This is a genomic window from Achromobacter sp. D7-1 (assembly GCF_059760445.1).
The window spans coordinates 99,968-120,645 of record NZ_JCBAMT010000007.1 but is presented as its reverse complement, the minus strand read 5'-3'; the positions used below and the strand labels follow the sequence as shown (position 1 = coordinate 120,645).

General features: G+C 67.1%; 18 protein-coding genes. 6 read left to right on the top strand and 12 right to left on the bottom strand.

The window, feature by feature from the left end:
• Window positions 1-27: 27 nt before the first annotated feature.
• On the top strand, window positions 28-1,056 hold the full coding sequence (locus AC6LKD_RS05300; protein WP_013394482.1) for a DctP family TRAP transporter solute-binding subunit: 1,029 nt from the start codon (window positions 28-30) through the stop codon (window positions 1,054-1,056).
• Window positions 1,057-1,218: 162 nt separating this feature from the next.
• Here AC6LKD_RS05300 and greB read toward each other — a convergent pair whose 3' ends face one another.
• From greB to AC6LKD_RS05285, 3 genes are all read right to left on the bottom strand, one after another.
• A complete protein-coding gene (gene greB, locus AC6LKD_RS05295) occupies window positions 1,219-1,770 on the bottom strand; it encodes a transcription elongation factor GreB (RefSeq protein WP_013394483.1) in 552 nt (183 codons plus the stop codon).
• Between the two features lie 71 nt (window positions 1,771-1,841).
• Complete coding sequence (locus tag AC6LKD_RS05290; RefSeq protein WP_013394484.1) at window positions 1,842-2,687, bottom strand: 3',5'-nucleoside bisphosphate phosphatase; 846 nt, start codon at window positions 2,685-2,687, stop codon at window positions 1,842-1,844.
• Window positions 2,688-2,753: 66 nt separating this feature from the next.
• Window positions 2,754-3,689 (bottom strand): alpha/beta fold hydrolase, encoded by a 936-nt coding sequence (locus AC6LKD_RS05285; protein ID WP_498115450.1) that lies wholly within the window; start codon window positions 3,687-3,689, stop codon window positions 2,754-2,756.
• A 295-nt stretch (window positions 3,690-3,984) separates the two neighbouring features.
• Here AC6LKD_RS05285 and cfa point away from each other — a divergent pair, with 295 nt between their 5' ends.
• Entirely contained in the window at window positions 3,985-5,166 is a 1,182-nt protein-coding gene (cfa, locus tag AC6LKD_RS05280) for a cyclopropane fatty acyl phospholipid synthase (RefSeq protein ID WP_498115448.1), read from the top strand.
• A gap of 69 nt (window positions 5,167-5,235) precedes the next feature.
• Here cfa and AC6LKD_RS05275 read toward each other — a convergent pair whose 3' ends face one another.
• Window positions 5,236-6,840 (bottom strand): GMC family oxidoreductase, encoded by a 1,605-nt coding sequence (locus AC6LKD_RS05275; RefSeq protein ID WP_498115446.1) that lies wholly within the window; start codon window positions 6,838-6,840, stop codon window positions 5,236-5,238.
• Window positions 6,841-7,063: 223 nt separating this feature from the next.
• Between AC6LKD_RS05275 and AC6LKD_RS05270 the strand changes: the two genes are divergently transcribed.
• From AC6LKD_RS05270 to nirD, 3 genes are all read left to right on the top strand, one after another.
• Window positions 7,064-7,951 carry a LysR family transcriptional regulator gene (locus AC6LKD_RS05270; RefSeq protein WP_498115444.1) on the top strand — a complete coding sequence of 296 codons (888 nt, stop codon included), beginning with the start codon at window positions 7,064-7,066 and terminating at the stop codon, window positions 7,949-7,951.
• Window positions 7,952-8,280: 329 nt separating this feature from the next.
• Window positions 8,281-10,830 carry a nitrite reductase large subunit NirB gene (gene nirB / locus AC6LKD_RS05265; RefSeq protein WP_498115442.1) on the top strand — a complete coding sequence of 850 codons (2,550 nt, stop codon included), beginning with the start codon at window positions 8,281-8,283 and terminating at the stop codon, window positions 10,828-10,830.
• Window positions 10,830-11,180 carry a nitrite reductase small subunit NirD gene (gene nirD, locus AC6LKD_RS05260; RefSeq protein ID WP_498115440.1) on the top strand — a complete coding sequence of 117 codons (351 nt, stop codon included), beginning with the start codon at window positions 10,830-10,832 and terminating at the stop codon, window positions 11,178-11,180. The genes nirB and nirD overlap by 1 nt, the downstream gene beginning before the upstream one ends.
• Window positions 11,181-11,197: 17 nt before the next feature.
• Here the strand turns inward: nirD and AC6LKD_RS05255 are convergent, their stop codons facing one another.
• A complete protein-coding gene (locus AC6LKD_RS05255; protein ID WP_498115438.1) occupies window positions 11,198-13,258 on the bottom strand; it encodes a transcriptional regulator in 2,061 nt (686 codons plus the stop codon).
• Window positions 13,259-13,383: 125 nt separating this feature from the next.
• Between AC6LKD_RS05255 and AC6LKD_RS05250 the strand changes: the two genes are divergently transcribed.
• A complete protein-coding gene (locus AC6LKD_RS05250; RefSeq protein ID WP_013394492.1) occupies window positions 13,384-14,232 on the top strand; it encodes a class I SAM-dependent methyltransferase in 849 nt (282 codons plus the stop codon).
• Between the two features lie 219 nt (window positions 14,233-14,451).
• Here AC6LKD_RS05250 and AC6LKD_RS05245 read toward each other — a convergent pair whose 3' ends face one another.
• The 7 genes from AC6LKD_RS05245 to AC6LKD_RS05215 all read right to left on the bottom strand — a co-directional run bounded on the left by AC6LKD_RS05245 (window position 14,452) and on the right by AC6LKD_RS05215 (window position 20,622).
• Complete coding sequence (locus tag AC6LKD_RS05245) at window positions 14,452-15,312, bottom strand: D-amino acid aminotransferase (RefSeq protein ID WP_498115436.1); 861 nt, start codon at window positions 15,310-15,312, stop codon at window positions 14,452-14,454.
• A gap of 24 nt (window positions 15,313-15,336) precedes the next feature.
• On the bottom strand, window positions 15,337-16,065 hold the full coding sequence (locus tag AC6LKD_RS05240; RefSeq protein ID WP_013394494.1) for an amino acid ABC transporter ATP-binding protein: 729 nt from the start codon (window positions 16,063-16,065) through the stop codon (window positions 15,337-15,339).
• Between the two features lie 33 nt (window positions 16,066-16,098).
• Window positions 16,099-16,782, bottom strand: a complete 684-nt coding sequence (locus AC6LKD_RS05235; protein ID WP_013394495.1) for an amino acid ABC transporter permease — start codon at window positions 16,780-16,782, stop codon at window positions 16,099-16,101.
• Entirely contained in the window at window positions 16,779-17,534 is a 756-nt protein-coding gene (locus tag AC6LKD_RS05230) for an amino acid ABC transporter permease (RefSeq protein WP_498115434.1), read from the bottom strand. The genes AC6LKD_RS05235 and AC6LKD_RS05230 overlap by 4 nt, the downstream gene beginning before the upstream one ends.
• An 81-nt stretch (window positions 17,535-17,615) precedes the next feature.
• A complete protein-coding gene (locus tag AC6LKD_RS05225; RefSeq protein WP_492276401.1) occupies window positions 17,616-18,524 on the bottom strand; it encodes a transporter substrate-binding domain-containing protein in 909 nt (302 codons plus the stop codon).
• A gap of 22 nt (window positions 18,525-18,546) precedes the next feature.
• A complete protein-coding gene (locus AC6LKD_RS05220) occupies window positions 18,547-19,446 on the bottom strand; it encodes a LysR family transcriptional regulator (RefSeq protein WP_498115432.1) in 900 nt (299 codons plus the stop codon).
• A 114-nt stretch (window positions 19,447-19,560) separates the two neighbouring features.
• Window positions 19,561-20,622, bottom strand: coding sequence for a LacI family DNA-binding transcriptional regulator (locus AC6LKD_RS05215; RefSeq protein WP_013394499.1), 1,062 nt, complete (start codon window positions 20,620-20,622; stop codon window positions 19,561-19,563).
• Window positions 20,623-20,678 lie beyond the last annotated feature (56 nt).

Here is a 20,678-nt window from a genome sequence, read left to right as displayed (position 1 = left end):
CAGACTCGCAAAGAGAGGAGACGCAACATGAAATTCCGCAACCTGATCGGAGCCGCCCTGTGCGCGGCGGCCGTCGTCGGCATGGCGCCCGCGCACGCGCAAACCTACAAGCCCGAGTACAAGCTCTCCATCGTCGTCGGCACCACCTTCCCCTGGGGCCAGGGCGCCGAAATCTGGTCCAACCTGGTGCGCGAGCGTACCCAGGGCCGCATCAATATCAAGGTCTATCCCGGCACCTCGCTGGTCCAGGGCGACCAGACCCGCGAATTCACCGCCATCCGCCAAGGCGTGATCGACATGGCCGTGGGCTCGACCATCAACTGGTCGCCGCAAGTCAAGCAGCTGAACCTGTTCTCCCTGCCCTTCCTGATGCCCGACTACGCCGCCATCGACTCGCTGGTGCAAGGCGACGTGGGCAAGGAAATGTTCAAGCTCATCGAGAAAGCCGGCGTGGTGCCGCTGGCTTGGGGCGAAAACGGCTATCGCCAGCTCAGCAACTCCAAGCACGAGATCAAGAAGCCCGAGGACATGAAGGGCCTGAAGCTGCGCGTGGTGGGTTCGCCGCTGTACATCGACACGTTCACCGCGCTGGGCGCCAACCCCACGCAGATGAGCTGGGCCGACGCCCAGCCAGCGCTGGCCAGCGGCGCGGTCGACGGCCAGGAAAACCCCCTGTCGATCTACACCGGCTCCAAGCTCTACACCGTGGGCCAGAAGTACCTGACGCTGTGGAACTACGTGGCCGATCCGCTGATCTTCGTGGTCAACCGCGAGGTCTGGAATTCCTGGTCCGAGAAGGACCGCGACATCGTGCGCCAGGCCGCGCTGGACGCCGGCAAGCAGCAGATCGTGATCGCGCGCAAGGGCGTGACGCCGGAAGATCCGTCGCTGCTGAAGGAAATCGCCGGCCACGGCGTGACCGTGACCTCGCTGTCGCAGGCGGACCACGAGGCCTTCGTCAAGGTCACCAAGCCCGTCTATGAAAAGTGGAAGAAGCAGATCGGCGAAGACCTGGTCAACCTGGCCGAGAAGTCGATCGCCAACCGCAAGAAGTAAGCCGCAAGGAACAAGCAGCAAGCCCCAGGGGAACGGCGGCGCAAGCCGCCAACCGAGGCAGGGACGTCAGATCCCGCCCACCAACGGGCGCCGGCCACAAGCTGGCGCCCGTTTTCTTTTATGCGTCAGGATTCGGTTGCTGGCGCCGGCCAGATCGGGCAGCTAGGCCGGATAACTGACGTCCAGGATGTCCAGTTCCTCGATCCCGCCCGGCGTGCGCAGCACCACGGTATCGCCTTCCTTGGCCTTGATCAGCGCGCGCGCCACCGGCGAGATCCAGCTGATCTTGCCGGCCAGCGGCTCGGCCTCGTCGACGCCCACGATGGTGACGTTGTGTTCCTCGCCGGCCTTGTCCGAATACAGCACCGTGGCGCCGAAGAAGACCTGGTCGCGGTTGGGCTGGGCGGCCGGGTCGACCACTTCGGCGATGTCCAGCCGCTTGGTCAGGAAGCGCATGCGGCGGTCGATCTCGCGCAGGCGCTTCTTGCCGTACAGGTAGTCGCCGTTCTCGGAACGGTCGCCGTTGGACGCGGCCCACGACACCACCTGCACCACCGACGGGCGCTCCACGTTCATCAGGTGCGTGAGTTCGCTGCGCAGGCGCTCGTAGCCGCCCGGCGTCATGTAGTTCTTGGTGCCGGCAGGCAGGGCCTGGGCTTGCGGCAGATCGTCGTCGTCCTCGTTGTCCGACTCTTTGACAAAGGCTTTGTTCATGGCGGTTGCGCCGTTTGGGCGCGGTCACAGTCGATAGCATGCAGGGCAAGGCGGCCTGGCCGCCGCCCGCGTCAGAACCAGTCGTGCCAGACTGGCTTAAGGTCGGGCGGCAGCGCCGGCAAGCGGCCCAGGTCCACCCGGCTTTCCTTGGGACTATGGAAGTCCGAGCCGCGCGACGCCAGAAAGCCGTAGCGGCGCGCCACGTCCGCATAATAGCGGGCCTCTTCCGAGGTATGGCTGCCGGTGTTGACCTCGATGCCGAGGCCGCCCAGTTGCAGGAATTCGTCGAACAGCGCGGCGAATTGCAGCGGCGTGTACTTGTAGCGGCCCGGATGCGCGATGACCGCGGTACCGCCCGCCCCGCGTATCCAGCCCACCGCTTCCGCCAGCGTGGCCCATTGCATGGGCACGTGGCCGGGCCGGTCGTCGCCCAGGTGCTTGGTGAACACGGTCTGCACATCGGGGCAATAACCCGCTTCGACCAGATAGCGGGCAAAGTGCGTGCGGCTGATGAGTTCGGGGTTGCCGGCAAAAGGCAGCGCGCCCTCGTAGGCGCCGGGCATGCCCATGTCGGCCAGGCGTTCGCCGATGCGCTTGGCGCGTTCGGCGCGGCCGGAGCGGGTCTTGCGCAGGCCTTCGACCAAGGCAGTGTTCTCGGGGTCGAAGCGCAGGCCCACGATATGCACCGTGACGCCCGCCCAGGTCACCGAGATCTCGACCCCGGTGGCGAAGTCCATGTCCAGGTCGCGCGCGGCGCGGGCCGCTTCGGCCAGGCCGCCGACTTCGTCGTGGTCGGTCAAGGCCCACACGTCCACGCCGTTGGCATGCGCGCGCTGCGCCACGTCGCGCGGCGCGAGTGCACCGTCCGAGACGGTGGAATGGCAATGCAGATCGATGTTCAGTGTGCGCGCGTTCATCCAGCTATTGTAGAGAAGGCCCGGCAGCGTGGATAGCGCCGTGCCGTCCCCGGTTTGCTGGCGTACTCAGGATAGCAGGAACGCCGCGACCGGATCGACCTGCTCGTCCGACATCAAGGTGGGTGCGTGGCCCACGCCGCGCACCTCGTGAGCCTGCGCGCGTGGATTGCGCTTGAGCATTTCCTCGACGGTGGCGCGCGTCAGCAGATCCGATTCGGCGCCGCGCACGATCAGCACGGGGCACGGCAGGGAATCATACGAACGCCACAGGATCTGTTCGCCCGCCGCCAGTTCCTCCGGGGTCTGCGCGGCCAGGGCCTGGGACAGGGCCAGGTCGTAATGCTTGACCCATTTGTCGCCCTGCCGGGGATACAGATAGCGCGCCAGTTCCGTCCATTGCGCATCGGTATGCGGGCCGAAGGTCGTGGAGTTGGCGCGCATGGTGGCCACGGCCTCTTCGAAGCTCGCGAATTCGCCGGGCTCGCCCACATACTGGCCGATGCGCGCCAGGGCGCCGGTTTCCAGGCGCGGCCCCACGTCGTTGAGCACCAGCTTGTCCAGATGGAACCCCTGCTCGGGTGGCAGCATGCCCGCGTGCGGACGCATGGCCAGCATGGCGCGCGCAAAGACGGCCGCGCCCGACAGCGCCAGGCCGATCAGCCCGCCCATCGACGTGCCTACCCAGGCCAGGCGCGCCGGCTTCAGCCGCGCCAGCAGGGTCACCATGTCCGAGACGTATTGCGGCACGGTGTAGAAGGCGGGATTGGCCAGCCAATCGGAACGGCCGCGCCCCACCACGTCCGGGCAGACCACCCGATAGCGCCCCGCCAGCCGCCGCGCCAGCGTATCGAAGTCGCGCCCGCTGCGGGTCAGGCCGTGCACGCATACCAGTACCTGGTCATTGGCCGGGTCGCCCCATTCCCAGTAGGCCATGCGGTGCAGGCCCGCCGGGCTGGCGCAAGTGACGAAATCCAAACGGGGTTCCAGGCTGGCGTCCACCATCGATACACTCCACAAGTCGTTGCGCGCCGCGGCTGGAGGCGCGCCAGGCCGGTATCTTATCGGACTGCGGGCGGCGGCGGCGCAACACCCAGGCCGCCTGGTTCTGGACTATCAGGCCGGTCGTCGCTACGATCCTGGCATCCGGATCGCCAACCCCGCTCCACGAAATCGCGGGATTGCCATTGCCTATCGAGGCGATCCAATCATTAAATTGGAGTTGCGGACCTGTTAGGATCAGAGTCGGAAGTTTCAAGCATTGCCAGATCAGTCATCCCAAAATTGATATGGAGTCCGTATGCAGCAGAGCAGTCCTTCCTCGCCGCTGGCCACCGGCCATCAATCCGTCAGTCCCCCTCCCCCCGAACCTCCCAAAGTGCTCCAGGACGTCCTGGCCCGCGCTGACGTGCACATCAACGGCACGCGTCCCTGGGACATCCAGGTTCATGACAAGCATATGTACGACCGCGTCTTCGCCAGCTGGTCGCTGGGGCTGGGCGAGTCGTATATGGACGGCGAGTGGGACTGCGACCAGCTCGACGAACTGTTCACCCGCCTGCTGCGCGCGGACATGGGATCGGCGGCGTTGGGCCTGGCCCGCGTCAAGCTGATCGCCGAGCACCTGCGCCACAAGCTGTTCAACCTGCAATCCAAGAACCGCGCCTTCGAGGTCGGCGAACAGCATTACGACGCCGGCAACGACGTGTTCGAGGCCATGCTGGACAGCCGCATGATCTATTCCTGCGCCTACTGGGAAAACGCCCAGACGCTGGAAGAAGCGCAACTGGCCAAGCTGGAAATGATCTGCCGCAAATTGCAGCTGCGCGAAGGCGAGACGCTGCTGGACATCGGCTGCGGCTGGGGCGGCCTGGCGCGCTTTGCCGCCGAGCGCTATGGCGTCAAGGTCACCGGCGTCACCGTGTCCAAGGAGCAACTGGCGCTGGCGCAGGAAAGGGTCAAGGGCCTGCCCGTGCAACTGCTGCTGCAGGACTACCGCGACCTGCAGGGCAGCTTCGACAAGGTGGTCTCGGTAGGCATGTTCGAGCACGTCGGCCCCAAGAACTACGACACCTACTTCAGCAACGTGCAGCGCCTGATGGCCCCGGAAGGCGTGTTCCTGCTGCACACCATCGGCATCGCCTCCACCAGCCAGAGCACCGACCCCTGGATCGACCGCTACGTCTTCCCCAACGGCAAGCTGCCGTCCGCCCGCGAGATCGCCACGGCGGTGGAAGGCCGCTTCATCATCGAAGACTGGCACAACTTCGGCGCCGACTACGACCGCACGCTGATGGCCTGGTGGGACAGGTTCGACCACGCCTGGCCCGAGCTGGAACCGCGCTACGGCAAGCGCTTCTACCGCATGTGGAAGTACTACCTGATGTGTTGCGCCGGGTTCTTCCGTTCGCGCGAAGGCCAGCTCTGGCAGGTCATGCTGACCCATCCGCAGCGGCAGGAGACGTACCGCTCGCTGCGCTGAACGCGGTCACGCCATCACAAGAAAGCCGCCCGCATGAGCGGCTTTTTTTCCGGGATGCAGCACGTCGATTCAACGGCCTGCGGCGTCCTCGCGGATCATGTCGGCCGCCCGCTCCGCGATCATGATGGTCGGCGAGTTGGTATTGCCGGAGGTAATCAGCGGCATCACCGAAGCATCGGCGATGCGCAAGCCCTCCAGTCCGTGGACGCGCAACCGCGCGTCCACCACCGCCCCGCCGTCCGCGTCGCGCCCCATGGCGCAGGTGCCCACTGGATGGAAGATGGTGGTGCCGATCTTGCCGGCCGCTTCCCGCAGGTCGGCATCGGTCTGGAACGCCGGCCCCGGCAGCCATTCCTGCGGCTGGTAGCGCTGCAAGGCCGGCGCCGCCGCGATCCGCCGCACCAGGCGGATCGAGTCCGCCGCCACGCGCAGGTCTTCCTCGGTGCTCAGATAGTTGGGACTAATGGCGGGCTTCCCTTGCGGCCCCTGCGCGTGCACGCTGCCGCGCGAGGTAGGCCGCAAGTTGCACACGCTGGCGGTGAAAGCGTCAAAGCCATGCAGGGGTTCGCCAAAAGCGCCCAGCGACAGCGGCTGCACATGGAATTCCACGTTGGCGCGCGCCTGCCCCGGATCCGACTTGGCGAACGCGCCCAGCTGCGACGGCGCCATGCTCATGGGGCCGCTGCGCTTGAGCAGATATTCCAATCCAATGCCCGCCTTGCCCAACCAGGTGGAGGCGATGCGGTTCAGCGTCTTCACGCCCTGCACCTGGATGATGACGCGCAGCTGCAGGTGATCCTGCAGGTTCTCGCCCACCCCCGGCAGGGCGTGGCGCAGTGCGATGCCGCTTTCGCGCAGGCGCGCAGGTTCCCCCACGCCGGAGGTTTCCAGCAACACCGGCGTATTCACGGCCCCCGCCGCCAGCACCACCTCGCGGCGCGCGCGCAAGGTGACGCTCTGGCCGCCCTGTCGCAACTGCACGCCCACGCAGCGTTTGCCTTCGAACACCAGCTGCTCGGCCTGCGCGCCTGTCATCACACGCAGGTTCGCACGCCTGCGCACCGGGCGCAGGAACGCCTTGGAGGTATTCCAGCGCCAGCCGCCGCGCTGGTTCACTTCGAAGTAGCCGCAGCCGAAGTTGTCGCCCCGATTGAAGTCCTGCACCCGCGGGATGCCCTCCTGCTCGGCCGCGCCGGCAAAGGCTTCCAGGATGTCCCAGCGCAGGCGCTGCGACTCCACGCGCCATTCGCCGCCGGCGCCGTGGAACTCGTCCGCGCCGCGGTGGTAGTCCTCGCTGCGCTTGAACACGGGCAGCACCTGGTCCCAGCCCCAGGCCGGATCCCCGGACAGCTCGGCCCAGTCCTCGTAGTCCTGGCGCTGGCCGCGCATGTAGATCATGCCGTTGATCGATGAGCTGCCGCCCAGCACGCGGCCGCGCGGATAGATCAGCGAACGGCCGCCCAGGCCCGGTTCCGCCGCGGTGCGGTACATCCAGTCCGTCCGGGGGTTGCCGATGCAATGCAGATAACCCACCGGGATATGGATCCAGTGGTAGTTGTCGCTGCCGCCGGCCTCCAGCAGCAGCACCTGCACAGCGGGGTCGCGGCTCAGGCGGTTGGCCAGCACGCAACCGGCAGAACCCGCGCCCACGATGATGTAGTCGTATGTCTCCATAAGCTCTTCTTATCTTTTTGCCGGGCGGAGCGCCCGCCGGCGACGTTGAGCCGACCCGGCTGCGATCGCATTCCGCGCCCCGGGCACTAGCGTGACTCTCGCGCAGCCGGCCGGAACTGTCCAATGAATTGTTGAAAAACGGTTTATAAGCAACTTAAATAATGCTCTAGCCTTTAGACGGCTTTCAGTCCTGCCGCTCGCCACTCACTCCGGGAACCGCCCCATGGACCTGAAGCACATCCGCACCTTTGCCGCCGTGGCCCGCGAGGGCAACCTGACGCGCGCGGCCGAGCATCTGCACCTGACCCAGCCCGCGCTCAGCCTGCAGCTGAAGAACTTCCAGGAATCGCTGGACCTGAGCTTGTTCTCGCGCACGGCGCAGGGCCTGGCGCCCAACGCCGACGGCCGCGCCCTGCTGCCCTCGGCGCAACGCATCCTGGACGCGCTCGACGACTTCCAGCGCGCCATCGGCGCCTTGCGCGACACCGTCCAGGGCGATCTGCGCATCGGCACGATTCTTGATCCGGAGTTCCTGCGCCTGGGCGCCACGCTGCAATACCTGGTGGAGCGCTATCCCAAGATCCGCCCCACCCTGCGCCATGGCATGTCCGGATCGGTGGCGAAACAGGTGCGCGCGGGCGAACTGGACGTGGGCTTTGCGCTCGGCCCCCAAGGGCGGGACCCCGGGCCCGCCGGACTGCAGGCGCTGCCGCTCGCGTCATTCACCTATTTCGTCGTGGCTCCCAAGGGTTGGGGCGCGCAGGTGGCCGGCCGCGACTGGGCCGCGATCGCCGCCCTGCCCTGGATCTGGACGCCGCCGGACTCGGTCCATCACCGGCTGCTGTCGGAAAAATTCGACACGCTGGGCATTGCGCCCAACGCCGTGGCCGAGGTGGACCAGGAAGCTTCGATGCTGGACCTGGTGCGCTCCGGCGTGGGCCTGTCGCTGGCGCGCGACTCCATCGCGCTGCGCGAGTCCCAGGCCAGCGGGCTGGTGCTGGTCAAGGGCTTGGCCATCCAGGCCGAACTCTCCTTCATCACCCTGGCATCCCGCCGCGACGATCCGCTGGTCGCCGCCGCCTTTGCCGCTGTCCAGACAGCGTTTGCGTAGCGGCGTTTCCCTGTCCGCCCGGCTGCGCCAAACGGGTGCAGATCCGCACAGGGATATGCACCGCCTTGACGCATCGGCGCCGTGGGGCGTCCGCAGGCAGATCGCGCCGCCCGCCCCGCTCCCACTCTGTTTCCCCTATGAATCCGCGGACGGCTCCCGCTCGCGGATGCACTACGGCATCCCTGGCACGGACTTTGCTTGATGGTTCATGCGCGGGCCGCAAGGCCGGCGAGACAACTCGAGCAGCAACGGCAATGGCGCCCCGACCGCAAGGTCCAGGGCGCCTTTGCGTTTTCTGAAAACCGAATACCCAAGCCCGGGGATATCCCATGAACGTAGCGGCCTCATCCGATTCTCTGCAGACTCTCGTTGTCATCGGCAACGGCATGGTGGGCCACCATTGCGTCGAGCAACTCATCGCCCGCGGCGCGCTTGCGCGCTACCGCATCCACGTCTACGGCGAGGAAAGCCGCCGCGCCTACGACCGCGTGCACCTGTCCGAATATCTGAACGGACGCGACGCGGAATCGATGGCGCTGGGCGATGCGGCGCTGTATGAACAGGAAGGCGTGACCCTGCACCTGGGCGCGCCCGTACTGGAGATAGACCGCCGCCATCGCGCGATCGTGACCGCCAGCGGCCGCAGCGCCTACGACAAATTGATACTGGCCACGGGCTCCTACCCCTTCGTGCCGCCGATCGTGGGCGCGGAAGGCGCATCGCGCCTGGTGTACCGCACGCTCGACGACTTGGATCTGATCCGCGAGGCCGCCCACGGCGCGCGCCGCGGCGTGGTGGTGGGCGGCGGCCTGCTGGGGCTGGAAGCCGCCCACGCGCTGAAGTCGCTGAACCTGGAGGCGCACGTGGTGGAGTTCGCGCCGCGCCTGATGCCGGTGCAGCTGGACGAGCAAGGCGGCGCGGCGCTCAAGGCGCGCATCGAGGCGCTGGGCGTGGGCGTGCACCTGTCGCGCGCCACGCAGGACATCAAGCCTGGCACGCAGTACCGCTACCGCATGCGCTTTGCCGAGGGCGCGCCGCTGGAAACCGACCTGATCGTGTTCTCGGCGGGCATCCGGCCGCAAGTAACGCTGGCGCGCAAAGCCGGACTGACGCTGGCCGAACGCGGCGGCGTGGCCATCGACGACCACTGCCGCAGCAGCGACGAACACATCTACGCCATAGGCGAATGCGCGGCTTGGAATGGCAGCGTGTTCGGGCTGGTGGCACCCGGCTACCAGATGGCGCGCACGGTGGCGGCAGCGCTTTGCGACGACGCCGCGCAGGCGTTCAGCGGCGCCGACATGTCGACCAAGCTCAAGCTGCTGGGCGTGGACGTGGGCTCGATCGGCGACGCCCATGGCGCCACGCCCGGTTCGCGCAGCTACCGCTATATCGACGAAGCCGGCGCCGGCTACCGCCGCCTGGTGGTCTCGGCCGACGGCAAGCGCGTGCTGGGTGCGGTGCTGGTGGGCGACAACAGCTACTACGACACGCTGCTGCAATACGTGCAGAACGGCATCGCGCCGCCGGCGGACCCGGCCAGCCTGATCCTGCCGCAGGGCCAGGGCGCGCCGCTGCTGGGCGTGGACGCGCTGCCGGCCGGCGCCACCCTCTGTTCCTGCCACAACGTAAGCAAGGGCGCGGTATGCGCCGCGATCGACGGCGGCTGCGCGGACCTCGCCGCGGTCAAGGTCTGCACCAAGGCGGCCTCCGGCTGCGGCGGCTGCGCCAGCCTGCTCAAGCAGGTGGTCGAACACGAACTGGCCAGCCGCGGCGTGGCGGTCGACAAGAGCCTGTGCGAGCACTTCCCGCACACCCGCCAGGAGCTCTACGCCATCGTGCGCGTCAACGGCATCGAATCCTTCGAAGAGCTCCTGGCCAGCCACGGGCGCGGCCAGCAGGGTTGCGACATCTGCAAGCCCGCCGTGGGCTCCATCCTGGCCTCGTGCTGGAACCGCCCGATCCAGGACCCGCAGCTGGTGCCGCTGCAAGACACCAACGACACCTTCATGGCGAACATGCAGAAGAACGGCACCTACTCGGTGGTGCCGCGCATCCCCGCCGGCGAGATCACGCCCGACGGCCTGATCGCGATCGGCGCCGTGGCCAAGAAGTACCAGCTGTACACCAAGATCACGGGAGGCCAGCGCATCGACCTGTTCGGCGCGCAACTACATGAACTGCCGGAGATCTGGGCGGAACTGATCGCCGCCGGCTTCGAGACCGGCCACGCCTACGGCAAGTCCACCCGCACGGTGAAGTCCTGCGTGGGCAGCACCTGGTGCCGCTACGGCGTGCAGGATAGCGTCAAGATGGCGCTGGACATCGAGCACCGCTACAAGGGCCTGCGCTCGCCCCACAAATTGAAATTCGCCGTATCCGGCTGCACCCGCGAATGCGCCGAGGCGCAAAGCAAGGACATTGGCGTCATCGCCACCGAGAACGGCTGGAACCTCTACGTCTGCGGCAACGGCGGCATGCGCCCGCGCCACGCGGAACTGTTCGCCACCGACCTGGACGACGCCGCCCTCATCCGCACCATAGACCGCCTGCTGATGTTCTACATCCGCACCGCCGACAAGCTGCAGCGGACCTCGGTCTGGCGCGAATCGCTGGAGGGCGGTCTGGACTACCTGAAGCAGGTGGTGCTGGAGGACAGCCTGGGCTTGTGCGCCGAGCTGGAAGCGCAGATGCAGCTGGTGGTGGACCGCTATGAATGCGAATGGGCCAACGCGCTGAACGACCCGGAAAAGCTCAAGCGCTTCCGCACCTTCGTCAACGATCGCGGCGCCGATCCCGACATCCAGTTCGTGCAGGAACGCGGCCAGCCCCGGCCCGCTCCCGCGCGCATCATCCCCATCGCCGAGGAGATTGCCTGATGGACGCCCTGATCCGCGAACCCCAAGACTGGCTACCGGTGTGCCGCCGCCAGGACCTGGTGCCCAACTCCGGCGTGGTGGCGCTGGTGGATGGCGCCCAGATCGCCCTGTTCTACGTGCTGCAGCCCGCGGGCGGCGGCGTCTACGCCCTGGAAAACCGCGACCCCCGATCCGGCGCCAACGTCATCGGCCGCGGCCTCGTCGGCCACGTCGGCGGCGAACTCGTGGTGGCCTCGCCGCTCTACAAGCAATACTTCCGGCTGGAGGACGGCGTGTGCGTGCAGTACCCGGAACAGCGCCTGCGGACCTGGCAGGCGCGCTTGAACGGCGATGCGGTGGAGATCGCCTGAGGCGCGCCGCCGCCGGATCAGCCCAGCCCGATGCGCCGGGCGCCTTGCCGGAACAAAGCCTCGGCGTCGCCGGCCAGGCGGAATGCCCCCAGGAAATCGTCCACGCGGTACGAAGGATGTGTCTTGCGGATCGCGGCCAGCAGGCCGGACGTTTCCTCGCCCTTGCCGGCTATCGCAAGACAGCAGGCCGCGATCGCCAGGATGTGCACATGGGCATTGGGACGCGCCGCGGCCTTCAGGGCCCAGTCGGCGGCCTCCTCGAACCGGCCCAGGCGGACCAGCGCCAGCGCGCGCACGGCCAGCATGCCGAACAGCAGCGGGTCGTAGGGGCTCAGGTCGCGCGAATGGTCGGACGAGCCTATCGCGGCCTCGGCGTCGCCGGACTGGCAGTTGACGAAGCCCAGGGTGTAGTGCGCCAGGGCGAAGTTCGGGCTCAGGTCCACGGCGCGCCTCAACTCCGCCAGCGACTGGTCCTGGCCGCCACGCAGCCATAGCGCCCGGCCCATGGCCCAGTGCGCCGCCGGGTCGCGGTCATCGGCGATCAGGCCCTGCCCGGCGGCTTCGAAGGCCAGGTCGATGGCCGGAGCCGGCTCGCCCCAACGCTGGAACGCGTCCTGCCAATGGGTGAATGACAGGCCCGCGTAGGCGCGTGAAAACGTCGGATCGAGGCGCAAGGCCATCTCGAAGAAATGCCGCGCCTGCGCGTTGTCGGCCCGGTTGAAGCGGTACATATGCCACAGGCCGCGATGATGCGCCTGCCAGGCGTCCAGGGAGTTCGGCGGCCTCAGAATGGCCCGGTTGCGCTCGGCGGATTCGATCTCGATGTCCACGGCGGCCACGATCCGGTTGCCGATCTCGTCCAGGGCCAGGAATGCGTCATCCAGCTCGCGGTCGAAGACGTCCGCCCACACGATGCGGGCGGTTCGCGATTCCACCAGTTCCACGGCCACGCTTATGCGCTTTTCGCGCCGTTGCAGCGCACCGCTGACGACATAGTCCACATTGAGCGTACGGCCAGCCTCGTCCGGCCCCACATTGCGCTGGTCCAACGCAAAAACCGTGCCTTGGGCGATGACGAACAGACTACGCAGCTTGGCCAGCCGGGTGATGATGTCATAGGCCAGGCCGTCCGCCACGCCTCCCCGCACGCCGGCCTGCGCCGAACGGTCCACAAACGGCATCACCGCGATCGAAGCGCGGCCTGCGCGGTCGCTGGCGCCCGCGGCCGGGCTCTCGGTTTCCTCGCTCCGTGCCGCGTCCGGCCGTGGCGTCTGGCTGGCTCGCCCCCTGAGTTCCCGCCATGCGTCGCGCAGGGGCCGCCCGTCCAGGCCATCCGCCTCGAAGGCCCGCATGGCCGCGGCCAGATGCTCCTCGCCTTCACGCCACTGGCCACGCTGCGCCAGCAGATCCAGCAGCAGCTCGTGGGCGCGCCGGTCGAACGGGGCAAGCTGCAGCCACTTGTCCAGGCAGGCGAAGACCTCGCCGGAGCCTGCGGGCAGACCGGCCGCCAGATGCTCCAGGACCGCCGCATGGCAGGCCCTCAAGCGCCGGCGCTGCGCGGTCAGCCAGTTGTTGAAAAAGGGATTGCGATCGATCTCCAGCCCTTCGAGAAAATCGCCCGCAAACAGACCGGCCAGCGCGCGCAGCCGCTCGATGTCCAGCCGGGCGATGCCCTGCTGCATCGCGCTGCCGATCTCGATGGCGTCCACCTGGCAGTCGGCCAGGTCCAGCCTCACCGTGTCCTGCGCCGTCTCGACCCGGCGGCGGCCCGGATCGTCCAGCAGGGTTCTGGCCTTGCTGAGACACCAGCGCAGCTCGCCGCGCGGATCGTTCGGCACGTCCCATAACAACTCGCAGAGATGCGCGCGCTGCACCGGATGCGGGGCCAGCGCCAGATAGGCGATGAGCGCGCGCAGCTTGCGCGATGGCGGTAGCGCCACGGCTGCGCCCGCCCGGCTGATCGCCATGGCTCCGAGCAGCCGCAACTGGAGAGCCGCGCCGGGGACGGAACCAGCCGGCGGATCGCGGTCCGCCGAACCCTCGGCCGATTCCACGCCGGCTACCACGCCCGCCTCCATGGCCGGCTCTTAACTTGGATCTCGGGAAGCACGGTGCGCGCAAACCTGCGCGGCGCCGGTTGCGATTCCCCGGCAGGCTGGCTTCGCCCGCTGCCGCATACACAGCGCTTTAACGGAGACAGACCATGTCCATTTCCTCCCTCGCCACCAGCCCCGTGCGCGACACCGCGCAGCCCGACCTGGCCGCCTTGAAGACACGCCAGCAGGGCACCTGGGCTTCCGGGGACTATGCCGTTGTCGGCACCACGTTGCAGATCGTAGGAGAACAGCTGTGCGAATCGCTGGACGTCCGCGCCGGACAGAAGGTGCTCGATGTGGCCGCCGGCAACGGCAATGCCTCGCTGGCCGCCGCACGCCGCTGGTGCGATGTCGTCTCGACCGACTACGTGCCGGCGCTGCTGGGACGCGCCCGCGAACGCGCCGCCGCCGAACACTTGCAGATCGAGTTCCAGGAGGCCGATGCCGAAGCCCTGCCCTTCCAGGATGGGAGATTCGACGCGGTGGTCTCGACCTTCGGCGTGATGTTCACCCCCGACCAGGACCAGGCGGCAGCCGAAATGGTCCGCGTGTGCCGCTCCGGCGGCAAGATCGGCCTGGCCAATTGGACACCTGACGGCTTCATCGGCCAGGTCTTCAAGACCATCGGCAAGCATCTGCCGCCGCCCGCCGGGATCAAATCGCCCGCGCTGTGGGGCACGCGGGCGCGGATCGATGAAATGTTCGGCCCGCATGCGTCCTCGATCCAGGCCGAACCCCGCCACTTCGTGTTCCGTTACCGCTCGCCGGAGCACTGGCTGCAGGTCTTCAAGACCTACTATGGTCCGCTGCTCAAGGCCTTTGGCGCGCTGGAACCTGCGGCGCAGTCCGCGCTGACCAACGATCTCATGGTGCAGATAGACCGGTACAACCGCTCTGGCGATAGCGCGATGGTCGTACCCAGCGAATACCTGGAGATCGTGGTGACGCGCCGGTGACCGGGTCTTGATGCCAGCCTTGGCGCGGTCCGGGCCATCCACGCGGACAGCGGACAGGAAATGATCCATGGCGCAACGCCTTCACGGTCACCCGCCGATAGGCCCGGGTGACCGAGGTTGAGCAACCCTGCGATGAAGGAGGCAATGGCGTGCTGGCCATTGCCGGACGGGGTGCGAGCCCTTATCGGGAATCATACGCCCGCCGCGGCTCGCGCAGCGCTATAGCGCCGACGCCAGCACGTACTCCATATAGAGTTGCCGCAGCTCCCGGCATACCGGTCCCGGCCGTCCCGTGCCGACGGGCTGGCCGTCCAGCTCGATCACCGGCAGCACGAAGTGCAAGGCGGACATCAACACCAGTTCCGTCGCCCGCCGGCACTCGTCCAGCGTGAACTTGCGCTCCTCCACGGCCACCCCGCGTTTGGCGGCCAGCGCCAGCACGGCGGCGCGGGTGCAGCCCGGCAGTATCTCGCGCGACAAGGGCCGCACCACGATCCGCCCCTGCGCGTCGACCAGCAGCGCGCTCGACGACGCTCCTTCCGTCACCACGCCGTCGGGGTCGACCATCAGAGCCTCGAACGCGCCCGATGCCTGCGCGGCCTGCTTGGCCAGCACCTGGGCGATCAGCGACACGCTCTTGATGTCGCGCCGCTGCCAGCGCATGTCCGGCACGCTTGCCACTCGCACGCCAGATTCAGCCAGCGGATTCACCCGCAAGGACTTCTCGCTGACGTACATCATCACGGTCGGCTCGACCTCAGCCGGAAAGGCGAAATCGCGCTTGCTGTCCGCGCCGCGCGTGACCTGCACATAGACAGAGCCTTCGCGCAGGCCGTTGCGCCGCACCAGTTCGCGGCAACGCTCCAGCAGCGTGTCGCGCGGCAGCGGATTGCGGATGCCGACCTCGGTCAGGCTGCGCGCCAGGCGGGCGGCATGCCGTTCGAACTCCAGCAGCAGGCCGTCGATCACCGCGATCACTTCGTAGACGCCGTCGCCGAATAGAAACCCCCGGTCCAACGCCGGGATGACGGCCTGTTCGGCCGGAACGAGATTGCCGTTGATATGAAAAATGGAGGACATGGAAGCTTATGAAGGTGAGAGAAATCAGTGGCTGATGATGCGGGACAGGAAAGCGCGCGAGCGCGCCGAGGCGGCGTTGCCGAAGAATGCCTCGGCACTGGCGTCGTCGACGATCTCTCCGGACTCCATGAACACGACGCGGTCGGCCACGCGGCGCGCGAATCCCATCTCGTGCGTGACGACCATCATGGTCATGCCGTCGCGCGCCAGCCCCGTCATCACATCCAGCACTTCGCCGATCATTTCCGGGTCGAGCGCCGAGGTCGGCTCGTCGAACAGCATCACCACCGGGTCCATGGCCAGCGCCCGCGCAATCGCGACCCGCTGCTGCTGGCCGCCTGAAAGCTGCCCCGGGTGCTTGTCGCCATGCGCCGCCACGCCGACCCGTTCCAGCAGCGCGGCGGCCTTCTCCATCGCCTGCGCGCGGCTACGACCCAGCACGCTGACCTGTCCCAGGCAGACGTTCTCCCGCACCGTCAAATGGGGAAACAACTCGAAGTGCTGGAACACCATGCCGACGCGGGCGCGCAGCTTCGGCAGGTCCGTGCCCGGCGCGCCGACGTCGGTGCCATCCACCACAATGCGCCCGGCGTCGAACGGTTCCAGCCGATTCACGCATTTGATCAGCGTCGACTTGCCCGACCCGGACGGCCCGCAGACCACCACCACTTCGCCGCGCTGCACGCGCAGCGAGCACTGCTTGAGTACCGGCAAGTCGCCGTAGCGCTTGCCGACCTGTTGAATTTCGATCATGAATGTAGACTCCGAATGGAAACGCCCGGGCGCTCAGGCGCCGATCCGGGCGCGCAGCGCCCGCACCCCGCGCGAGGCGGTGAACGAGATCACGAAGAACACCAGCGCCACCAGCATGTACATCTCGACCAGCCGGTTGTCGCGTTGCGCGATCTTGGTCGCCGCCCCCAGGAAATCCGTGAGCGACAGGACATAGACCAGCGCGGTTTCCTGGAAGATGACGATCACCTGGGTCAGCAGCACCGGCAGCATGTTGCGAAACGCCTGCGGCAGGATCACCTTGCGCAGCACCTGGCCGTGTCGCAGGCCCAGGGCGCTGCCCGCGGCATACTGGCCAGGCCCGACGCTGCCTACCCCCGCCCGGATGATTTCCGAAAAGTACGCGGCCTCGAACAGAATGAAGGTAATGAAGGCCGACCCCATGGCGCCCAGCACGATGGGCCGCTCGGATCCCGTGATCGCTTGCAAGGCATAGGGCAGGATGAAATAGATCAGGAAGATCACCAGCACCAGCGGCAAGGAACGGAACAGGTTCACATATACCGTCGCGGGCCAGGCCGCCAGGCGTCCGCCATAAAGCCGGGCAACGGCCAGCAAGGTGCCCAGCAGCACGCCGCCCACGGTCGACGTCAAGGTCAACAGCAGGGTGAAGCGCAAGCCGGACAGGATCAGGTACGGCAAGGCGTCAATAATCGATTGCAGATCGAAATCGGTCATGCCCGGCTCCCTTTCGCCATGCGCCCGCCAGCGGCCCGGCCCGGAATCCGCAACTTGTATTCCAGCGCGCGCATCACCACGATGACGATGAGATTGAGCGCCAGGTAGGCCATGGTGGCGGTCAAAAAGGCCTCGAACACCTGGAACGAGAATTCCTGCATCGCATGGGCTTGGGCAGTCAGCTCCGCCAGCCCGATGGTCAGCGCCACCGAGGTGTTCTTGATGGTGTTCAGGCAGTCAGACGTCATGGTCGGCAGGACCGTGCGCAATGCGTTGGGCAAGAGCACGTGCCGGTACAGCTGCGGCAAGGTCAGGCCCAGCGCCAGGCCCGCGTTGCGTTGGCCCTGCGGCAAGGCCTCGATTCCGGCGCGCAGTTGTTCCCCGATGCGCGCCGACATGTACATGCCGATAGCCAGCGCCGCCGTATAGAAGGACGCGTCGGGCAATTGCTTGATCCAGTCGCCGGCCGCCGTCGGCAGCAGCTCCGGCAAGACGAAGTACCACAGGAACATCTGCACGATCAGCGGGATGTTCCTGAACACTTCCACATAAACGGCTGCCGCCGCGCGCACTCCGCGGGACGGCAGCGTGCGCGCCACGCCCACTGCCAGGCCCAGCGCCAGCGCGATCAGCCACGCCAGCGCCGCCGTTTTCACGGTCACGCTCAGCCCGTCCAGCAGGGTTTGCAGATACGTCTGCCCGCCGTCGGGCGACGGGGCGAACAACACGCCCCAGTTCCATTGATATGCCATGCTTTTCTCGATGATCTGGCCGCGCGCGGTCCCGGCCCCTCGCCGGAGCCGCGCGTCGGCGTATTGCGGCTAAGCCTGGGCCTAGCGGTAGGCGGCGGGATCGCCCGAATCCGTGGGCGTGGCGACCACGCGCTTGAGCGCCTCGCTCATGGCCACGTTCAGGTTGATGCCCTTGGGCGGCAGCGGGCTGCGGTACCAGCGGTCGTACAGCGCCTGGAACTCGCCGCTGGCGTAGAGGGCCTTGATGGCGTCATCCACCAGCGCCTTGAACTGCGGGTCGTCGCGGCGCAGCATGATGGCGTAGGGCTCGATCGACAGAGACGCGTCGGAGACCTCGTAGCGGTCGGGCTGCTTGGCGTTGGCGATCAGGCCGTACAGCAGGATATCGTCCATGACGAAGGCGGCGGCGCGGCCGGTCTCGACCATCAGGAAGCCTTCCGCGTGCTCCTTCACGGGCACGATACGCATGCCCAGTCCGCGCGTTTCGTTCAGTTCATTGATCTGGCGGATGTTCGCGGTGCCGGAGGTCGAGGCCACGACCTTGCCCTTCAGGTCGTCGACGGTGCGCAACTTGGACGACTTCTGGCTGAGAAACCGATTGCCGGTCACGAAGGTGGTGACCGAGAACGCCACCTGCTGCTGGCGGTCCAGGGTGTTGGAGGTCGAGGCGCATTCCAGGTCGATGGTGCCGTTGCCCATCAGGGGAATGCGCGTCGCGGAGGTGACGGGCAGGTACTTCACCTGGATATCGCTGCGCTTGAGCCGGGTCTGCACCGCGCGGACGATGCGCTCGCAGATGTCGATCGAGTAGCCCACCGGCTTCTGGTTGCCGTCATAGTAGGAAAACGGGATCGAGGTCTCGCGATGGCCGATGGTGATGGTGCCGGTGTCGGCGACCTTCTTCAGCGTGCCGTCCAGTTGCTGGGCCGAGGCGGCGCCCGCCATAAAGATCGCCAACGCCGCGACCGATGCCTTGATGCAAAGTGCCATGCTTTTCTCCTTGGGGTTTATGTCAGCGCTTGGTATAGAGGTTGAATACGCGTTCCACGGGCTCCTGGGCCGGCCCCTGGCGGCGGGCATACATGCAGATCTGCATCGGGATCGCGCAGCGGCGGTCCTTGATCGCGACGATCTCTCCGGCGTCCACCGACACCCGGGCGCTGGATTCGGGCAACCATGCCAGCCCGACGCCGGCACTGACCAGCGTGCGTGCGCCATCCACGAAATCGGTTTCGCAAACGCGTTGCAGGACGGGACGCTGCAACAGGTCGCCGCAAGACAGGTCGACCAGCCGCCGGAAGTAGGCGCCCTGGGCGTGCGACACATAGGGATAGCGCGCCACGGAATCGGCGGCGTACAGCGCGGTCTCGTCCACCGGCATGGCGGCGGGACGGAACAGGCGCAAGAAGTCCGGCTCCATGCCGGTCCGCATATAGGCTTGCGGATCCAGTTGTATGTCTTCGGCGGCGTGGCGGAAGCACACCAGCAGGTCGACCACGCCGGCGGCCAGCCACTCGACCGAGTCGTGCACATTGCCTACATGCAGCCGCAGCGACTCGACGCCGCTCTCGTCCTTCCACCGGACGCACCAACCCGGAAAGTGCGAGGTCGCCAGGCAATGCGGCATTGCGACTCTGAGGACCGCGCCGTCATGGCCGGTGACGCCGGCCTCGCCGCGCGCATCCACCACCTTGCGCACGATCTCGGCGGCATTGGATCGGAATTGCTCGCCCGCCGCGGTCAGACGCAAGGGGAAACAGCCCCGGTCGATCAGCGCCGCGCCAGCCCAGGTTTCCAGGGACTGGATGCGCCGGCTGAACGCCGACTGCGAGACATGCCGCAATTCGGCGGCCGTGGTGAACTGCCCGCATTCCGCCAGGGTCAGAAAATCCTGGAACCAACGTAGATCCATAACAACCGCCGCGCCGTCAGATTGAATGCGAGGCAGTATAGGGACCGCGTCCGGGGGCCTTATGCATAGTTTGCATAACGCCCCCACAGTCAGGGTTACTCCGGACCCGCCCGTCTACGGCAGGTTTTCGCGGAAGATCACCTGGCTGCGCGCCAGTTCCACCCCGTTCATCGGACTGCGCTTGTCGCGCAGGTTGCAGAAGATGCGCACGCAGCTCATCAGCGCTTCCATCGGGCTTTGCGTGATGACCGCGTCCATGGTGCCGTCTATCAGCAGCGCGCGGGTGTCGGGCGTGAGGCCGTGGCCGATGAAGACTACGCGGTGCTGCAGGCCGGCTTCCTTCAAGGCGCGCGCCACGCCGTCCGAAGCGCCGCCGATGTTGTAGATGCCGGCAAGCTGCGGGTACTGCTCCAGCAACTGGCGGGCCTGCTCGTAGTTGCGCTGCGCATCGTCATAGCCCTCGCGCAGATCCACCACCTGCATGGCCTGGAACTGTTCGGCGTACAGCTGCAGGAAGCCGCCTTCGCGCTCTTCATGGGCGCGGTAGTGACGCGATCCGGCGATCAGCGCCACATGCGCCGCGCGCGAGCCGATGAAACGGGCAATCAGGTAGCCCGCGGTGCGTCCGGCCGCGCGGTTGTCCAGGCCCACGTAGGCCACGCGGGCGCTATTGGCCAGGTCAGAAATCAGCGTCACCGCCGGCACGCCCTGCTGCGCCAGCAGGTTGACGGCCTCGCGCACGGCGGGATGCTCCAGCGCCATGAACGCGATGCCGTCGGCGCGCTTGCCGTGCCTGGCCAGCGCCTGCGCGAGCGCGTCGGGATTGAAGCTTTCCACATACTCGACCTGGCACTTGGCGTTGAGCGGCGCGAAGTGCTCCTGGGCGTAGCTGACGGTGTCGCCCAGCATGCGCAGGTAGCGGTTGCTGCCGCGCGGCAGCAGGAACACCAGCCGCAGGGGCTCGGGCGCGGCGGCCGCAAGCACCTCCTGTTCCGGCAGATAGTCCAGTTCGATGGCCGCCTTGAAGACTTTCTGGGCGGTGCTGGCGCGCACGCCGGGCCGGCGATTCAGGACCCGGTCGGCCGTGGCGGTGGACACTCCGGCGCGCTCCGCCACATCGGCCAGGCGCGCCAGCTTGCGTTCGGGAGGCGTTCGATTCACATCAAAATCCATCATTAATCAGGTTTGACGATGATAGCGTTGATTCACTATTGTCCATTCTGCCGCATGGT